The sequence below is a fragment of the Providencia sp. PROV182 genome (genome assembly GCF_028480325.1).
Taxonomy (GTDB): Bacteria; Pseudomonadota; Gammaproteobacteria; order Enterobacterales; family Enterobacteriaceae; genus Providencia; species Providencia hangzhouensis.
The window spans coordinates 70,573-86,216 of sequence record NZ_JAMPOL010000012.1 but is presented as its reverse complement, the minus strand read 5'-3'; the positions used below and the strand labels follow the sequence as shown (position 1 = coordinate 86,216).

At 40.9% G+C, this 15,644-nt stretch carries 12 protein-coding genes and 3 tRNA genes; 6 read left to right on the top strand and 9 right to left on the bottom strand.

Translation table 11 applies throughout. The annotated features are described in order from the left end of the window. Positions 1-196 precede the first annotated feature (196 nt). The 6 genes from PR834_RS10935 to PR834_RS10910 all read left to right on the top strand — a co-directional run bounded on the left by PR834_RS10935 (position 197) and on the right by PR834_RS10910 (position 4,568). A complete protein-coding gene (locus tag PR834_RS10935) occupies positions 197-1,570 on the top strand; it encodes an MATE family efflux transporter (protein WP_110591619.1) in 1,374 nt (457 codons plus the stop codon). A gap of 158 nt (positions 1,571-1,728) precedes the next feature. After that, positions 1,729-1,805, top strand: a tRNA-Val gene (locus PR834_RS10930). A gap of 30 nt (positions 1,806-1,835) precedes the next feature. Further along, positions 1,836-1,912: transfer RNA gene (locus PR834_RS10925), tRNA-Val, on the top strand. A gap of 30 nt (positions 1,913-1,942) precedes the next feature. Continuing rightward, positions 1,943-2,019: transfer RNA gene (locus PR834_RS10920), tRNA-Val, on the top strand. Between the two features lie 418 nt (positions 2,020-2,437). Then, complete coding sequence (pykF, locus tag PR834_RS10915; protein ID WP_181489631.1) at positions 2,438-3,850, top strand: pyruvate kinase PykF; 1,413 nt, start codon at positions 2,438-2,440, stop codon at positions 3,848-3,850. 481 nt (positions 3,851-4,331) lie between these two features. Further along, positions 4,332-4,568: a major outer membrane lipoprotein gene (locus PR834_RS10910; RefSeq protein WP_004263789.1), complete on the top strand. Its 237-nt coding sequence runs from the start codon at positions 4,332-4,334 to the stop codon at positions 4,566-4,568. Positions 4,569-4,664: 96 nt separating this feature from the next. Here PR834_RS10910 and PR834_RS10905 read toward each other — a convergent pair whose 3' ends face one another. The 9 genes from PR834_RS10905 to ydiJ form a co-directional block, all read right to left on the bottom strand. Then, positions 4,665-5,729 (bottom strand): L,D-transpeptidase family protein, encoded by a 1,065-nt coding sequence (locus PR834_RS10905; protein WP_004263785.1) that lies wholly within the window; start codon positions 5,727-5,729, stop codon positions 4,665-4,667. A gap of 228 nt (positions 5,730-5,957) precedes the next feature. Further along, positions 5,958-6,374: a cysteine desulfuration protein SufE gene (sufE, locus tag PR834_RS10900; RefSeq protein ID WP_036958665.1), complete on the bottom strand. Its 417-nt coding sequence runs from the start codon at positions 6,372-6,374 to the stop codon at positions 5,958-5,960. A 33-nt stretch (positions 6,375-6,407) separates the two neighbouring features. Then, on the bottom strand, positions 6,408-7,646 hold the full coding sequence (gene sufS, locus PR834_RS10895) for a cysteine desulfurase SufS (RefSeq protein WP_272536653.1): 1,239 nt from the start codon (positions 7,644-7,646) through the stop codon (positions 6,408-6,410). 5 nt (positions 7,647-7,651) lie between these two features. Beyond that, positions 7,652-8,959: a Fe-S cluster assembly protein SufD gene (gene sufD, locus PR834_RS10890; RefSeq protein ID WP_112307417.1), complete on the bottom strand. Its 1,308-nt coding sequence runs from the start codon at positions 8,957-8,959 to the stop codon at positions 7,652-7,654. Further along, entirely contained in the window at positions 8,934-9,680 is a 747-nt protein-coding gene (gene sufC / locus PR834_RS10885) for a Fe-S cluster assembly ATPase SufC (protein ID WP_004263776.1), read from the bottom strand. The genes sufD and sufC overlap by 26 nt, the downstream gene beginning before the upstream one ends. A gap of 45 nt (positions 9,681-9,725) precedes the next feature. Continuing rightward, complete coding sequence (gene sufB, locus PR834_RS10880) at positions 9,726-11,225, bottom strand: Fe-S cluster assembly protein SufB (protein ID WP_004263774.1); 1,500 nt, start codon at positions 11,223-11,225, stop codon at positions 9,726-9,728. 16 nt (positions 11,226-11,241) lie between these two features. Then, complete coding sequence (sufA, locus tag PR834_RS10875; RefSeq protein WP_004263773.1) at positions 11,242-11,610, bottom strand: Fe-S cluster assembly scaffold SufA; 369 nt, start codon at positions 11,608-11,610, stop codon at positions 11,242-11,244. A gap of 410 nt (positions 11,611-12,020) precedes the next feature. Further along, positions 12,021-12,437 (bottom strand): 1,4-dihydroxy-2-naphthoyl-CoA hydrolase, encoded by a 417-nt coding sequence (gene menI / locus PR834_RS10870; RefSeq protein WP_094961759.1) that lies wholly within the window; start codon positions 12,435-12,437, stop codon positions 12,021-12,023. Then, positions 12,437-15,490 (bottom strand): D-2-hydroxyglutarate dehydrogenase YdiJ, encoded by a 3,054-nt coding sequence (gene ydiJ, locus PR834_RS10865; protein ID WP_004263769.1) that lies wholly within the window; start codon positions 15,488-15,490, stop codon positions 12,437-12,439. Before ydiJ ends, menI begins: the two co-directional genes overlap by 1 nt. Positions 15,491-15,644 lie beyond the last annotated feature (154 nt).

Genomic DNA, 15,644 nt, shown 5'->3' with positions numbered 1-15,644 from the left:
AAAACGATAATAAACCTAGTATGTAACAATATATTAGGTTCTAAAATGCTCTTTTATAGTTTGTTACCATATCATTATTGGAATCCATTTAGAAACGGGATAGAATAAGCGGTTTTTAGCAATCGATGTGTTTTTAGTAACTCATTTATTTTTCTAGTTTTTTTCTCTTACTTGCTTTTATTACAAAGGTGTATGCGTGCAGAAATATTTTACAGAAGCGCGTAGCTTGTTGGCACTTGGTATTCCTATCGTTTTAGCTCAATTTTCACAAACTGCAATGGGGTTTGTGGATACGGTTATGGCTGGAAGTGTTAGTGAAATTGAGATGTCCGCAGTTGCAGTTGGGTTTTCCATCTGGCTGCCAGCTATTCTTTTTGGCCAAGGAATTTTGATGGCATTAACCCCAATCGTTGCACAAATGAATGGGTCAGGCCGTCGCAACCTAATAGGCGACCAAATTCAACAAGGTCTATGGTTAGCGCTACTTTTAGCCTTAGGCATTATGTGCCTTCTTTATAACAGTCAGCTTATTATTAGCAATATGCCCCATATTGATAAAGAATTGGCAGATAAATCTGTCCGTTTTTTACATGCCATTATGTGGGGAGCTCCAGGCTACTTATTTTACCAAGTATATCGTAGCCAATGTGAAGGGCTTTCAAAAACCAAGCCGGGGATGGTGATTGGTTTTCTTGGCCTAATGATTAATATTCCTATTAACTATATCTTTATTTATGGTCACTTTGGTGCACCTGCTTTAGGTGGTGTGGGTTGTGGTGTCGCCACTGCATCAGTGTATTGGGCTATGTGTCTGATGATGAGATGGTATGTGAAACGTGCTACTGCGCAGCGTGATATTCGCCCTACACTCTCTTTCACATCGCCAAATCCATTAATCTTAAAGCGAATTATCGTGTTAGGTACGCCTATTGGCCTGGCACTTTTCTTTGAGGTCACTTTATTTGCCGTCGTTGCACTGCTAGTCGCCCCATTAGGGGTTGTTGCAGTAGCTGGTCACCAAGTTGCGTTGAATTTCAGTTCTGTGATGTTTATGTTCCCATTATCATTAGGAATAGCAGCAACCATTCGCGTAGGTTATAACTTAGGACAGAAATCGACTGAAGCTGCTAAAGTTTCATCTTATACTGGTATTACTGTTGGCTTAATGGTCGCTTGTTTTACTGCAGTTCTCACCGCCGTTTTCCGTGAGCCGATTGCAATGATGTATAACAAAAACCCAGAGGTCGTTGTTTTAGCAAGCAGCTTAATGTTATACGCAGCTATTTATCAGCTGTCAGATTCTGTGCAAGTTATTGGTGCCGGAATTTTACGTGGTTATAAAGATACGCGTTCAATTTTCTTTATTACCTTCACTGCATATTGGTTACTTGGCTTGCCTTCTGGTTATATTTTAGCGTTAACTGATTTCATCGTACCAGCTATGGGGCCTAAAGGCTTCTGGATTGGCTTTATTATTGGTTTAAGTGCCGCTGCAATAGGAATGGCAACACGAATTATATGGATCCATAAGCAAACAGAGGATGTTGTCTTACTTCGCTCAGCTCGCTAATTGACGGTTTTTTAAGCTTTTTATTATGGGAGAAGATGTATTTCGCACCAGATAGTTTTAAATACGAACAAACTATCGCGAAAATACATTTTCCCCTTGCCAGATGAACTTCATAACGTTAATATTCATCCCCGTTGTCACCGAGATATCTTTTAGATGCGTCCGTAGCTCAGTTGGTTAGAGCACCACCTTGACATGGTGGGGGTCGGTAGTTCGAGTCTACTCGGACGCACCATTTCTAGTGAACACAATGTTAATTTTCAGCGCGTCCGTAGCTCAGTTGGTTAGAGCACCACCTTGACATGGTGGGGGTCGGTAGTTCGAGTCTACTCGGACGCACCATTTCAAATTAACACAATCAAATTTTCCAGTGCGTCCGTAGCTCAGTTGGTTAGAGCACCACCTTGACATGGTGGGGGTCGGTAGTTCGAGTCTACTCGGACGCACCATTTTATTTATCTCCCTGCTACCTAAAATTTCTCTTGATTGTCTATTATTATTCCCTTAATTTGTTGCGCAACAAATTAACTTCCTTAATTTTAAATGAATTTTTGATCTGAATGGTCTCTTCTTTCAATTTAGTAAAATTTGATTTGTCTCACAGTTTTTTGTTGTCTATAATACTCACACTGGCTGAAAGGTTTCACCAGTAGTAAATCAATACGTTAGCTTTAATTGAATTTGTCATCTACACTATAATAAGAAACAAAATGTGACAAATTTAAGTGTAAAAATGCATTAAACACCAGACTGTCGCCTATTCTTATAAATGAGTTGCGCAACAAAATTTACCATGCGTACGATTTATAAAATGTACTAAGCATCGGCGACAATACCGATTTCCTTTATAACATTAGATAGACTGCCATGAAAAAAACCAAAATTGTTTGTACTATCGGTCCAAAAACCGAATCAGAAGAAAAACTGACCCAACTTCTTGATGCTGGCATGAATGTCATGCGCCTCAACTTTTCTCACGGTGACTATGAAGAACATGGTCAACGAATCAAAAACCTTCGTTCTGTTTGTGCCAAAACCGGCAAACAAGCAGCTATTCTGCTAGATACCAAAGGCCCTGAAATTCGCACCATGAAATTGGAAGGTGGTAACGATGTTTCTCTCGTTGCGGGTCAAACTTTTACATTTACTACCGATACCTCTGTTGTAGGCAATAAAGATAAAGTTGCCGTGACCTATGCAGGCTTAACTTCAGATTTAAAAGTTGGCAATACCGTATTAGTTGATGATGGCTTAATTGGCATGAAAGTGACTAATGTCACTGCAACTGAAGTCGTTTGTGAAGTTTTAAATAACGGTGACCTCGGAGAGAAAAAAGGGGTTAACCTGCCAGGTGTTTCTATTGGCTTACCTGCATTAGCAGAGAAAGATAAAGAAGATTTAGTTTTTGGTTGCCAACAAGGTGTTGATTTTGTTGCTGCTTCATTTATTCGTAAACGCTCAGATGTCGAAGAAATTCGAGCTCACCTGAAAAAACATGGTGGTGAGAACATCCAAATCATTTCTAAAATTGAAAACCAAGAAGGTTTGAATAATTTTGATGAGATTTTAGAAGCCTCTGACGGCATCATGGTTGCTCGCGGTGACTTAGGGGTCGAAATCCCGGTTGAAGAAGTTATTTTCGCCCAAAAAATGATGATTGAAAAATGTGTTGCTGCGCGTAAAGTCGTGATTACTGCTACACAAATGTTAGATTCAATGATCAAAAACCCACGCCCTACTCGTGCAGAAGCGGGTGACGTAGCCAATGCTATTTTGGATGGTACTGATGCAGTTATGCTTTCAGGTGAAAGTGCGAAAGGTAAATACCCTGTAGAAGCCGTAACTATTATGGCGACTATCTGTGAGCGTACTGACCGCATCATGCAAACTCGTATCGATAGTCAAAAACCAAGCCAACGCCTACGTGTCACTGAGGCTGTATGTCGTGGTGCAGTGGAAATGTCTGAAAAATTAGATGTTCCACTAATCGTTGTAGCAACCTACGGCGGTAAGTCTGCTAAGTCTGTTCGTAAATATTTCCCTACTGCACCAATCCTCGCGTTAACGACTAATGAAGAAACTGCACGTCAGTTATTGTTAGTAAAAGGTGTGATCCCAATGATAGTTGGTGGATTTACATCTACAGATGACTTTTATCGTGAAGGTAAACGCGCAGCTCTAGAAAGTGGATTAGCGGTTCCTGGTGATGCTGTTGTGATGGTTTCCGGTGCGTTAGTACAAAGCGGTACAACCAATACCTCTTCAGTTCACGTGCTGTAATTAAATTTTATTTGTCTTTTAAAAGGCCGATAGAGATCACTTGAAGTGAACCCATAAAGTTGGACACTTTTAGTTAAGCGGCTTGTAAGGCCTGATTTCGATATTCAATCGGAGTCAGGCCTTTTAATTTGAATTTAACATATAGTGCTGCCCTGATGTAACTATTCATTTATTTCATTTTCTCTAGTAAATATCTTATTGCTATTTAAGCGTAATATCATAAAACGCACTCAAATTGGTCAAATAACAACCTTCATTGATCTTAATTTAAATTTTTCTTCTTTTTCCTAGTACTAAATATAAAGTATTTCTAGCAAAACTTTATATTTAGTACTAGCATAAGACATAGTAAGTGCCATACCCTAATTTTCATTAGGTTGTTTTAAAGGGATATAGCAAGCTGTAAATAACAGTCTTAGCTCTATTGTTTGGTGACTTGCTTTTTATATTTTCAAGATAAATCAATCTAGAGGGTAAAATAATGATTCGTACTAAAATTGTACTGGGCTCTATCGTATTAGCTTCAGCATTACTAGCGGGTTGTTCTAACAGCACTGAAGTGCAAAAACTCTCTTCAGACGTACAAACTCTGAATGGTAAAGTTGATCAACTGAGCAACGACGTTCAGTCTCTGCGTTCTGACGTACAGACAGCTCAAGAAGAAGCAGCACGTGCTAACCAACGTTTAGACAACCAAGTTCGTACTTACAAAAAATAAGTTAGATTTGGTCGTTGTCTAGTTGAAACGGCGCTTCTTTGAAGCTAATAGTATTTATGAGGGCCTATGAAAATAGGCCCTTATTATTTGGAGTAGTTATTCAACTACAGAGGAAGAGCGATATTTAGTAGGAAGCACTGCGCTGACTTTATGGTCATAGATAGGCTGTGGCTGTGAAATAGTAAAAGGTTCAATAGGAACTAACCCTTCGTGCTGCGTTTCAGAGTCTGAAGAACTATTACCCTGATCATTATTCACACGCACAGGCATCCCAGAACGCCTTGCTAGCTCTTTTTCTACTAAAGCCTTATCAACCCCTTCATTTTCCAGAAAACGCTTGAAATCGTCAGTCAGTTTGATTGGCATTGTTTGTGGGTCATCATTACTTGTCCGAGATAATGGCTGATGCACCTCAATGTAATAACTACCATCAGTTTCTTTGGAGTATTTTACAGGCTGATCAATAACTTGGACACGAGTTCCTTTTGGTACTGTCTTGAATAACGCTTCAATATCATCAGGACGTAAACGAATACAACCGGAGCTCACCCGCATACCAATACCAAAATCTGCATTAGTACCGTGGATCAGATATTCACCACGCCCATATGCTAGTCGTAATGCATACAAGCCCATTGGATTTTCAGGACCTGCTGGAACGACTGCAGGAAGCGTTATACCTTCTTTAGCATAATTTTTACGGATGTTCGCCGTTGGCGTCCATGTTGGATCTTTAATTGATTGGCTTACTGAAGTTACCATTTCAGGTGTATCACGACCTAATTGGCCAATACCTATAGGGTAAACAATCACTTCTTCGCTGTTCGCCGGATAATAATATAAACGCAGCTCTGCTAAATTAATCACAATTCCGGTTCTTGGCGTTGACGGTAACAACATTTGTGCTGGAATGATAAGCTCTTTTCCAGCTTCAGGAAGATACGGGTCCGTTCCAGGGTTTGCTTCAAGCATGCCTAGTAGCCCAATTTGGTGCTCACTGGCAATGGCTTCCAGTGGACGCCCGTCATTGGGTACGATATACGTGTAATTTTCCCCGATAAGTCGAGTGTTACTGTCAGGTAATGGATATTCTTTTGCTTGAGCTGGAGCCAATAAGGCGCTCATGACAAACAAACTTGCCACCGTCAAAACTCTTTTCATACCTACTCCAAGGAAAATAATGTTCTTACAATAATTCAATGATTATTGTTCATAATAGCAACTATCTCTCATATCTTTAATACTAAATAAATATTTTTATTAAGTATTAATATGGAAGTAGTCTTTTTATGATAACTAAATACGATGACTTTAAAGAATTGCTCGGATAAAGAATAATACCCAAGAAGTAAAATATAAGAGAGGGAGCATAAGGCTCCCTCGGTAAGATTATACTAATTGTGCCGCTCGCGATAAAATTGTGCGGATCATCGCATTCAAACCTTGAGTACGTGAAGGTGTTAAATGCTGCTCTAATGCTAATTGTTCAAAAAATGACTTCACATCAAGTGCTAATATTTGTTGCGCTGTTTTACCTTGAAAAAGAATAATAACAATTGCAACTAGCCCTTTAACGATGGCTGCATCGCTATCACCTGCAAACGTAATTGTCCCGTCCGCTTGTTTTTGCATATCAATCCACACTTGGCTTTGGCATCCAGCGATTAAATTATTATCGCTTCTTTGTGCCTCAGAGAGTTCAGGTAAACGCCCCCCTAGCTCTATCATATAGAGGTAACGCTCCTCCCAGTCCTGACAGCGAGAGAAATTACGTAATAACTTACTTTCATCGGGTAATGCGGGCATGCTCAGTTCCTTTACCATCTGTTTCTTATGTGCTTAGCCTAACAATTTTTTGATGCGCTGTAACGCATTGCATAAAGAATCGATTTCTTCTTTGGTGGTGTATATCCCTACAGAAGCGCGGCACATAGCGGGAACTTGGTAATGTTCCATTAATGGTAAAGCACAATGATGCCCAGTACGGATTGCAATGCCATACCTGTCAAGGAAAGACCCAACATCATAAGCATGGTGCTTGCCTAAATTGAAAGCCAGAACACCTTCCCGTTGGTCATTGCCATATAATATAACTGAAGGTATTTCTTGCAATTTCTTAGAAGCATAAGCCATCACTTCAGCTTCATGAGCAAATACATCAGATAAATTTAGTGCATTTAAATAATCAAATGCCGCCCCTAAACCAATAATTGCGCTTACATTCGGTGTTCCCGCTTCAAAGCGCCAAGGTGCGTCAGCAAAAGTGATCCCTTTGGTCAGGCTGACTTGGCGGATCATCGCCCCACCACCTTCCCATGGTGGCATCATATCCAAAATAGCTTTTTTACCATAAAGGATACCAATACCCGTCGGGCCATATAGCTTGTGACCTGAAAACACATAGAAATCACAGTCTAAGGCTTGTACATCAACCTGCTGATGCATTGCACCTTGCGCACCATCAACCAATACCGTGATTTCACCGCCTTTTGAAGCAGCAATTGCTCGTGCTTGCTTGATTATCTCCTGTACGGGATTAACTGTTCCCAATACATTAGAGATATGTGTAAAGCTCAATAATCGCGTACGTGAATCAATGACATCATTTAATACCTCTAACTGTAGCCTACCATCATCAGAAATTGGGATAACTCGGATTTCAAAACCAATTTCTTCAGCTAACATATACCAAGGTACAATATTCGCATGATGTTCCATTTCAGTGATGACAATATTGTCCCCTTCATGGAAATACTTTAGACCAAAACTATTTGCTACTAGGTTAATACCTTCCGTTGTGCCTTTAACAAACACAATTTCTTCATTTGAAGCTGCGTGAATGAAAGCGGCCGCTTTTTGACGAACCTCTTCCATCATTGTTGTAGCATTTGCGCTGAGAGTATGTATACCGCGATGAACCGCAGCATATTGATTCAACGTAAAATCACTTTCTTTTTCAATGACTTGAAAAGGCTTTTGTGCACTTGCTGCACTATCCAAATAGACTAATGGATGATTATTGACAAACTGAGATAAGGCAGGAAAATCCTGCCTGACTGAAGCGACATTGAATAGCATGGGGATTAAACCTCCGCTAAGCGCTGGCGGATGTTTGCCATCACAGCGTGTTTTAACTCTTCCGATTCAATAGATTCTGTAAGTTCTGCAGCAAATGCGATGATAATCATATGTTTTGCTGCTTTACCCTCAATGCCTCTTGAACGCAGATAAAACAGTTGTTCGTCATCAATACGGCCGACCGTTGCACCGTGACCACACTTTACGTCGTCCGCATAAATCTCAAGCTGAGGTTTAGTATCAATTTCAGCTTTTTCACCTAACAACAACGTATTGTTAGTCATCTGACCATCTGTTTTTAATGCATTCGGCGCTACTTTAATCATGCCATTAAAGACAGCTTTACTGCTATCCATCGCAATGACTTTATGTAGTTGGCGGCTATTACAGTAACCCTTATTGTGCTCTAAATACGTACGAGTATCTGCAATTTCATTGCCTTTAGGCAGCAATAAACTGTTAAGTTCAAATTCTGTATTTTCACCATCAAGGCGAGCACTGGTATGGTTTCGCGTTAATAATGCGCCAAGTAAAAAGCTCGTACTTTTCACCCGACTATCACGCCCAATAACAATATCATTGTGAGCAAAATGCTGAGCCAGACCATTTTCAATATTTAACTTAAAGTGACTAAAATCTGCATTATCACCGACTTCAACCGTTAAACGGCTGCCCGTCATGTGCATTTGGTCATTCAAACTGACATAATGCTCAATCACTTGAGCTTTGCTGTTCGCATCTAACGTTAAATGGTAGCGATACTGGCTAATATTCGTAGCCTGTTTATCGCTGCTACCCGTTGAAATATTCAGCAGATACAATGGTTTCTCTGCTATTTTATTTGCAGCAAGATGAACAACTAACGGTTGTACCGCCAAGCTTTCTGTTAAATGCAAGAAAATCTCGCTATTTACAGGCGAAGGAAGCAAGTCTTGGTTATCAAGCAAAGACACTTGGAATGGCCCCATATCAATGGAGCTTAGTGCTGAACTATAGCGCCCATCAATTAAAACAAGGCGATAGGCGTCAATCGGCAGAGCCAATGCTTCACAGTCTTTTGCTTCAACATCGCTATCACTAAAACGATACTGAGCCTCAAGTACCGTATTTAGTGGTGTATAGTGCCAATCTTCATGGCGAAACGCAGGCAAGCCAACTTGTTTTGCCATTTCCCAATGCGTTTTAGCATGTTGAGAATTCACACCGTGTCGTTGCTCAAACAATTCAGAAAAACGTGACATTGCTTGCTCATTGAGCTTTGCAACTTCAGCACGTTTTTGTGCTCTTTCACTGTTGGTCAATAAGCCAGCCATAACCCTGCTCCTCCAGTTTTTTCGCTAAACTGAAATCACCTGATTTGATGATTTTCCCTTGATATAACACGTGGACAAAGTCAGGCTTTACATAATCCAAAATGCGTTGATAGTGGGTTACGATAATAAATGAACGTTCAGGCGAACGTAATGAATTCACACCGTTAGCCACAATTTTCAGCGCATCAATATCTAAACCGGAGTCAGTTTCATCAAGAATACACAATTGAGGCTCTAGAGCTGCCATCTGCAAGATATCGTTACGTTTTTTCTCACCACCGGAAAAACCCACGTTAACAGAACGAGCAAGTAAATCTTCTGGCATTTCTAATAATTTGATTTTATCTTCAATAAAATCTTGGAAATCAAAACGATCTAATGCTTCTTGCTGGCGATATTCTCTGACCGCATTAACGGCGGTTTGTAAGAAAAATTGGTTACTGACCCCTGGAATTTCAACAGGGTATTGGAATGCGAGGAAAACGCCTTCCCCTGCACGCTCTTCTGGATCTAACTCAAACAGGTCTTTACCTTTAAACGTCACTTCACCGCTATCAATTTCATACTCTTCGCGGCCAGCAAGTGTGGCTGATAATGTACTTTTACCAGAGCCATTTGGGCCCATGATGGCGTGAACTTCCCCTGGTTTTACTTCCAGAGATAACCCTTTTAAAATCTCATTACCTTCTACACTCACGTGTAAATCTTTAACACTTAACATATTTACATGCCTTTAGCGCCTTAGCGCAAATAAACTCGATTAGGATCAACCAACACTGTGCTCTAAGCTGATTGCCAGTAATTTTTGTGCTTCTACGGCAAATTCTAATGGAAGCTCCGAGAACACATCTTTACAGAAACCATTTACAATCATTGATATCGCATCGTCTTCGCTGATACCACGTTGTAAACAGTAAAATAACTGGTCTTCTCCAATACGTGAGGTTGTCGCTTCATGTTCGAGCTGTGCCGTATTATTTTTAACTTCCACATACGGGAAAGTATGTGCACCGCACTGTGTACCAATTAACATAGAGTCACATTGGGTAAAGTTACGAGCATTATGTGCACTTGGTAAAATTTTCACTAAACCGCGATAACTGTTTTGGCTCTTACCTGCTGAAATACCCTTAGAAATAATCGTTGAACGGGTGTTTTTCCCGATATGGATCATTTTCGTTCCGGTATCTGCTTGCTGATTACCATTTGTTAATGCAACAGAGAAAAACTCACCGACAGAGTTATCCCCTTTAAGGATAACGCTTGGGTATTTCCATGTGATGGCAGAGCCAGTTTCTGACTGCGTCCATGACATTTTTGAATTTTCACCTTCACACAATGCACGCTTAGTCACAAAGTTCAGGATCCCACCGGCTTCGCTATCTCCACCGGAGAACCAGTTTTGGACAGTCGAATATTTAACTTCGGCATCTTTATGAATAATCACTTCAACAACCGCCGCATGGAGCTGATAGCTATCACGAACAGGCGCAGAACACCCTTCGATATAACTGACATAGCTACCTTCATCGGCAATTAAAATCGTACGCTCAAACTGGCCTGTTTTGGCTGCGTTGATCCTAAAATAAGTTGATAGCTCCATTGGGCAATGTACGCCTTTTGGTACATACACAAACGTACCATCTGAAGCTACCGCCGCATTTAATGCCGCAAAAAAGTTATCATGGCTCGAAACGACTGACCCGAGATATTTCTGCACCAGTTCAGGGTACTCTTGAATAGCCTCACTGAACGAACAAAAAATAACCCCATGTTTGGCTAAGTCATCACGGTAAGTTGTAGATACCGAGACCGAGTCAAAAATGGCGTCAACCGCAACAGCCTTCCCTTCACGTACAGGAACACCCAATTGGTTAAAAGCTTCTTCAACTTCAGCCGTTAAATAATTATTGGTTTCCGCTACACCTGTGCCTTGGGTTGCACCAGATTGCGAACCACAGGTATCATCACATGAGCCACAAGATGGCGCAGAATAATAGCTATAGTCTTGATAATCGAGATTTGGGTAATTCGCTTTAAGCCAATGAGGCTCTTCCATGCCTTTCCAGTGATTAAAGGCATCAAGACGGAATTGGAGCATCCACTCAGGCTCATTACGTTTTGCTGAAATTGCGCGGATCACATCTTCGTTGATGCCTTTCGCCATTTCATCAGTCGCGACTTCGGTAAAGAAGCCTTCTTTATAACGCTGGTCATCAAGCCAGCTTTGAACATCATCGCCAACTTCTACATTGCTCTGTGACATAATCTGACTTCACATGTTAAACGCCGAAGCTTTCACCACACCCACAGGCATGTTGGGCTTTCGGGTTATTGAATTTGAAAATTTGATTCAGCCCTTCTTGGACAAAATCAACGACTGTGCCATCAATAAATGGCATTGCTTCTTTTGGCACATAAAGATGTGCGCCATCGAGTTCAAATAACAGGTGTTGCTCTGTTGGGTTTTCGATCATTTCAAATACATAACCAAAACCCGCGCAGCCGGACTGTTTTACGCCAAGTGAAAGCCCTTTAGTGTTTGGGTTTTGCACCATCAATTTTTTGATTTGTTTTGCAGCGCTTTGTGTCAGGCTAACTCCCTGCCAATTGTTTTCATCAAATGAAAATGTCTCTACACCGTCAGTCATATTGACCCCACATTTCTTATGGCTTTTCAGCCTGTTATCAGGAGATTAACTCTGCCTACCCTATGGTAATGATTAGCTAATTGACTTCAACCATTTGTTTTAAGAGGTTATAGCTATTTTAGCTCTTTTCTTGCTCATTATCAGGTTAAAAAACAAACAAGCACCTAGCAAAATAAGATCAACCCATTGATAAATAATGAATAAGTAGAGTTGTGTTTTTTATTTAAATTTGTACTAAATAATACACTTAAATGACACAAATTAATAAAGATGCATTTATTATACAACTTAATTAACTTGATAAAAAATGAATTTATAGAAAGAATGGCCATATAACCATACAATAATAAGGGTTTTATAGGGTGTTCTGGCATTTAATTAGCCAAAAAACCCTATATATAGAATGGTTATTATTCAAATAATACCGCAGTTGTCAGGCGAGAAGTACAACACAATTTGCCTTGTTCATTGAAAATTTCAATATTCCACACTTGCTGGCGACGTCCTAAATGAATAGGCTTACAAATACCTTTTACAACCCCTGAGCGAGCAGCACGAACATGATTTGCATTGATTTCCAACCCGACCACCTTTTGTTCCCCTTCCGAGCACATATAACCCGCAATTGAACCCAAGGATTCGGCTAACACAACAGAAGCACCGCCATGCAATAACCCAAAAGGCTGTTTGGTACGATGATCGACAGGCATTATTCCCTCTAAATAATCATCTCCAATTGCCGTGATTTCAATGCCAAGATGCCCTAACATGCAGGTTTTTGACATTTCAGCGAGTTGTTGCAAATTAAATTGACGTTTCCAAATCATTAAACTATCTCCAACAGTGCTTGAATCGGATGTTTTATCGATACATTTTCCATTCGCTTAACTTGGCTACGGCAAGAATAACCTGAACTTAAACAGCGATCTTTTGGCAAAGAAGACATCGCGCCTTTCCACGATAAATCATAAATTCCTTTTGAATTTTGAAGATTGGCCACTTCGTGCCCATAAGTCCCTGCCATGCCACAACAGCCAACACTAACATTATTTAATGTTTGCCCAAAGCGAGCAAATAACGCTGCCCATTGATTCGCACTATTAGGTAAAGCCGTTGATTCCGTACAATGACCGAAAAAATACCATGGTTGTGTCGAAGCCACTTGCACATTGTGTGGTTCAGGCAATGTCATTAACCACTCATGCGCCAACATCACCGTAAATTGGCACTGTTCTTTGCCTAAAATTTCATGATATTCATCGCGATAACAAAGTACCAGTGCAGGGTCAACACCGACCATTGGTAACTGTAATTTTGCCACTCGATTTAAAAAGTCCGCTGTCTTGCGAGCTGTTTTAGCAAATTTCGCTAAAAAACCTTTGATATGTTGCGCTTTTCCATTCGGTGAAAACGGTAACAATACAGGTTTAAGACCTAACTTTTCAATTAAGCGGACAAAATCTGCCACCACTTTGGCATCGTAATAGCTAGTGAAAGGGTCTTGAACCACCAGCACATATTTTTCACGCTGTGAATCCGCCATACTTTCAAGTTGTTCAAGCGTAACAGAAACCGCGGCATGGCCTGAAAGTTCTTGTTTTAATGTGGGTTGAGAAAATAACGGTAAATCCACCATACCAATGGTGTGTTGGCTCAGTTTTTGCACCACCGGTTGACGTAAAAAGAAATTAAATACGCTAGGTACCTTGGAAAGTATTGGTGCACTCGCTTCGACGTTTGCAACAATATGGTCCCGAATAGGTCGCAAATAACGCCCATGATACAATGCTAAAAATTTAGCTCTAAATGATGGCACATCAATTTTAATCGGGCATTGTGTTGAGCAGGCTTTACAGGCGAGGCACCCAGCCATTGAAGCTTTCACTTCATGAGAAAAATCATAATCCCCTTGCTTCGCACGCCAAGTATTACGGGTTTTCTCGATTAAGCCTCTTAATGAAGGCTGGTTGTGCGTAATTCCTTTTTCAAGGTGTTCTGGTGTAACGCCTTGTTCCGCTAGCAACCTTAACCATTCACGAACAAGTGTTGCACGGCCTTTCGGAGAATGGACTCGTTGACCACTCACCTTCATCGATGGGCACATTGGGCTCTTTACATCAAAATTGAAACACAGCCCATTGCCATTACACTCCATAGCACCACGGAACTCTTGGCGCATTTGGACTGGAATTTGCCGGTCATACGTTCCTCGCTTGATGTCATCAACCTGCTTCATCGGTGCATCCAACCCCGCAGGTGGGCAAATTTTACCTGGGTTCAAACGGTTATCGGGGTCAAATGCCGCTTTAATATTCCGAAGCTCACCGTATAATACATCGCCAAAAAATTCAGGACTATATTGCGCACGGAAACCTTTCCCATGTTCCCCCCACAAAAGCCCACCATATTTAGCGGTTAATGCCACAATTTCATCAGAAATTTGTTTCATCAATACTTCTTGCTGCGGATCACACATATCAAGCGCAGGACGCACATGTAATACCCCTGCGTCCACGTGGCCAAACATGCCATAATTCAAGTTGTGACTGTCTAATAATGCACGGAATTCCACTATATAATCAGCAAGATGCTCAGGAGGAACACAAGTATCCTCAACAAACGGAATTGGCTTTGCAGCCCCCTTGCTGTTCCCTAACAGCCCAACTGCTTTTTTACGCATGTTATAAATGCGCGTAATATCTTCAAGGTCATGACAGGTTTGATAACCAATCACGCCGGCTTGGTTATTCGCCATTAACTCATCAAGCCGCTGACAAAGGCTTTCAGTTAATTGGTTAATTTCCGCTTCATCATCACCACTAAACTCAACAATATTCAGCCCCAACATTTCCTTATTTGGAATGTCAGTAATCAATGCTTTAACTGAGTGCCAAACAATATCTTCACGCGCTAAATTCAATACTTTCGAGTCAACTGTTTCAACAGACAAGGCTTTTGCATCAACCATAAAAGGTGCATTACGCAATGCGGACTCAAAAGAGTCATATTTGACGTTTACTAAGCGGCGTACTTTTGGCAAAGGTGTGATATCAAGCGTCGCCTCGGTAATAAAGGCTAAAGACCCTTCAGACCCAGTCAAGATACGGGTAAGGTCAAATTCTGTTAGTTCATCATTAAATACATGACGTAAATCATACCCTGTCAGGAAACGATTTAACTTGGGAAATTTTTCTTCAATTAATGGACGTTGCTCTAAACAGCGTTCTAATACTGTTTTATATATACGCCCCACTGTTGAATCTTCTGACGCAATCGTTTGGGCGAGTTCGATAGGCATAGCACGTGTATCTAGGCATTCTCCACCTAACACCATGGCTTTAACGCCTAACACGTGATCAGAGGTTTTACCATATACTAATGAGCCTTGACCAGATGCGTCAGTGTTGATCATTCCACCTAATGTTGCTCGGTTGCTGGTAGATAGCTCCGGCGAAAAGAAATAACCGTAAGGTTTGAGGTATTGATTTAATTGGTCTTTGATGACCCCAGCCTCAACTTTAACCCAACCTTGCTCTGGGTTTATTTCTAAAATCCTATTCATATAACGGGACATATCCACAACAATCCCTTCAGTTAAGGATTGCCCATTAGTTCCCGTCCCACCACCCCGAGGTGTAAAGCTGAGCTCACGAAATTTCGCTTGCCCCGCAAGCCGAGTGATAATTTGTACATCTGCACTCGAACGCGGAAATACAACCGCTTGGGGTAATAGTTGGTAAATACTATTATCTGTTGCCATGGATAAACGCTCAGCATAGCTGGTGCCGTTATCCCCAGTAAAACCCTGTTCTTGTAGCTCATGCAAGAACTCAATAACTAGATGACTAAGATGAGGAGCTTCTGATATACGCGGGATCATTATTAACGATGACTCTTGTTGTTTAGTGTTCGCATTACTCGTTATGTACTATCTTTATTTTAAGTTGCACAATAGTGTCTTAGGTCTATGATGGGTTACCTTCACAGCCTGTAAAGACAGCACAGCCGCTGATGACATTGTCATTATGAACCAT

Bases quoted from the DNA above. Each gene is read 5' to 3' on its own strand.
- pykF (WP_181489631.1), top strand. From the start codon at position 2,438: ATGAAAAAAACCAAAATTGTTTGTACTATCGGTCCAAAAACCGAATCA.
- PR834_RS10910 (WP_004263789.1), top strand. From the start codon at position 4,332: ATGATTCGTACTAAAATTGTACTGGGCTCTATCGTATTAGCTTCAGCA.
- PR834_RS10905 (WP_004263785.1), bottom strand. From the start codon at position 5,729: ATGAAAAGAGTTTTGACGGTGGCAAGTTTGTTTGTCATGAGCGCCTTA.
- sufE (WP_036958665.1), bottom strand. From the start codon at position 6,374: ATGCCCGCATTACCCGATGAAAGTAAGTTATTACGTAATTTCTCTCGC.
- sufS (WP_272536653.1), bottom strand. From the start codon at position 7,646: ATGCTATTCAATGTCGCTTCAGTCAGGCAGGATTTTCCTGCCTTATCT.
- sufD (WP_112307417.1), bottom strand. From the start codon at position 8,959: ATGGCTGGCTTATTGACCAACAGTGAAAGAGCACAAAAACGTGCTGAA.
- sufC (WP_004263776.1), bottom strand. From the start codon at position 9,680: ATGTTAAGTGTTAAAGATTTACACGTGAGTGTAGAAGGTAATGAGATT.
- sufB (WP_004263774.1), bottom strand. From the start codon at position 11,225: ATGTCACAGAGCAATGTAGAAGTTGGCGATGATGTTCAAAGCTGGCTT.
- sufA (WP_004263773.1), bottom strand. From the start codon at position 11,610: ATGACTGACGGTGTAGAGACATTTTCATTTGATGAAAACAATTGGCAG.
- menI (WP_094961759.1), bottom strand. From the start codon at position 12,437: ATGATTTGGAAACGTCAATTTAATTTGCAACAACTCGCTGAAATGTCA.
- ydiJ (WP_004263769.1), bottom strand. From the start codon at position 15,490: ATGATCCCGCGTATATCAGAAGCTCCTCATCTTAGTCATCTAGTTATT.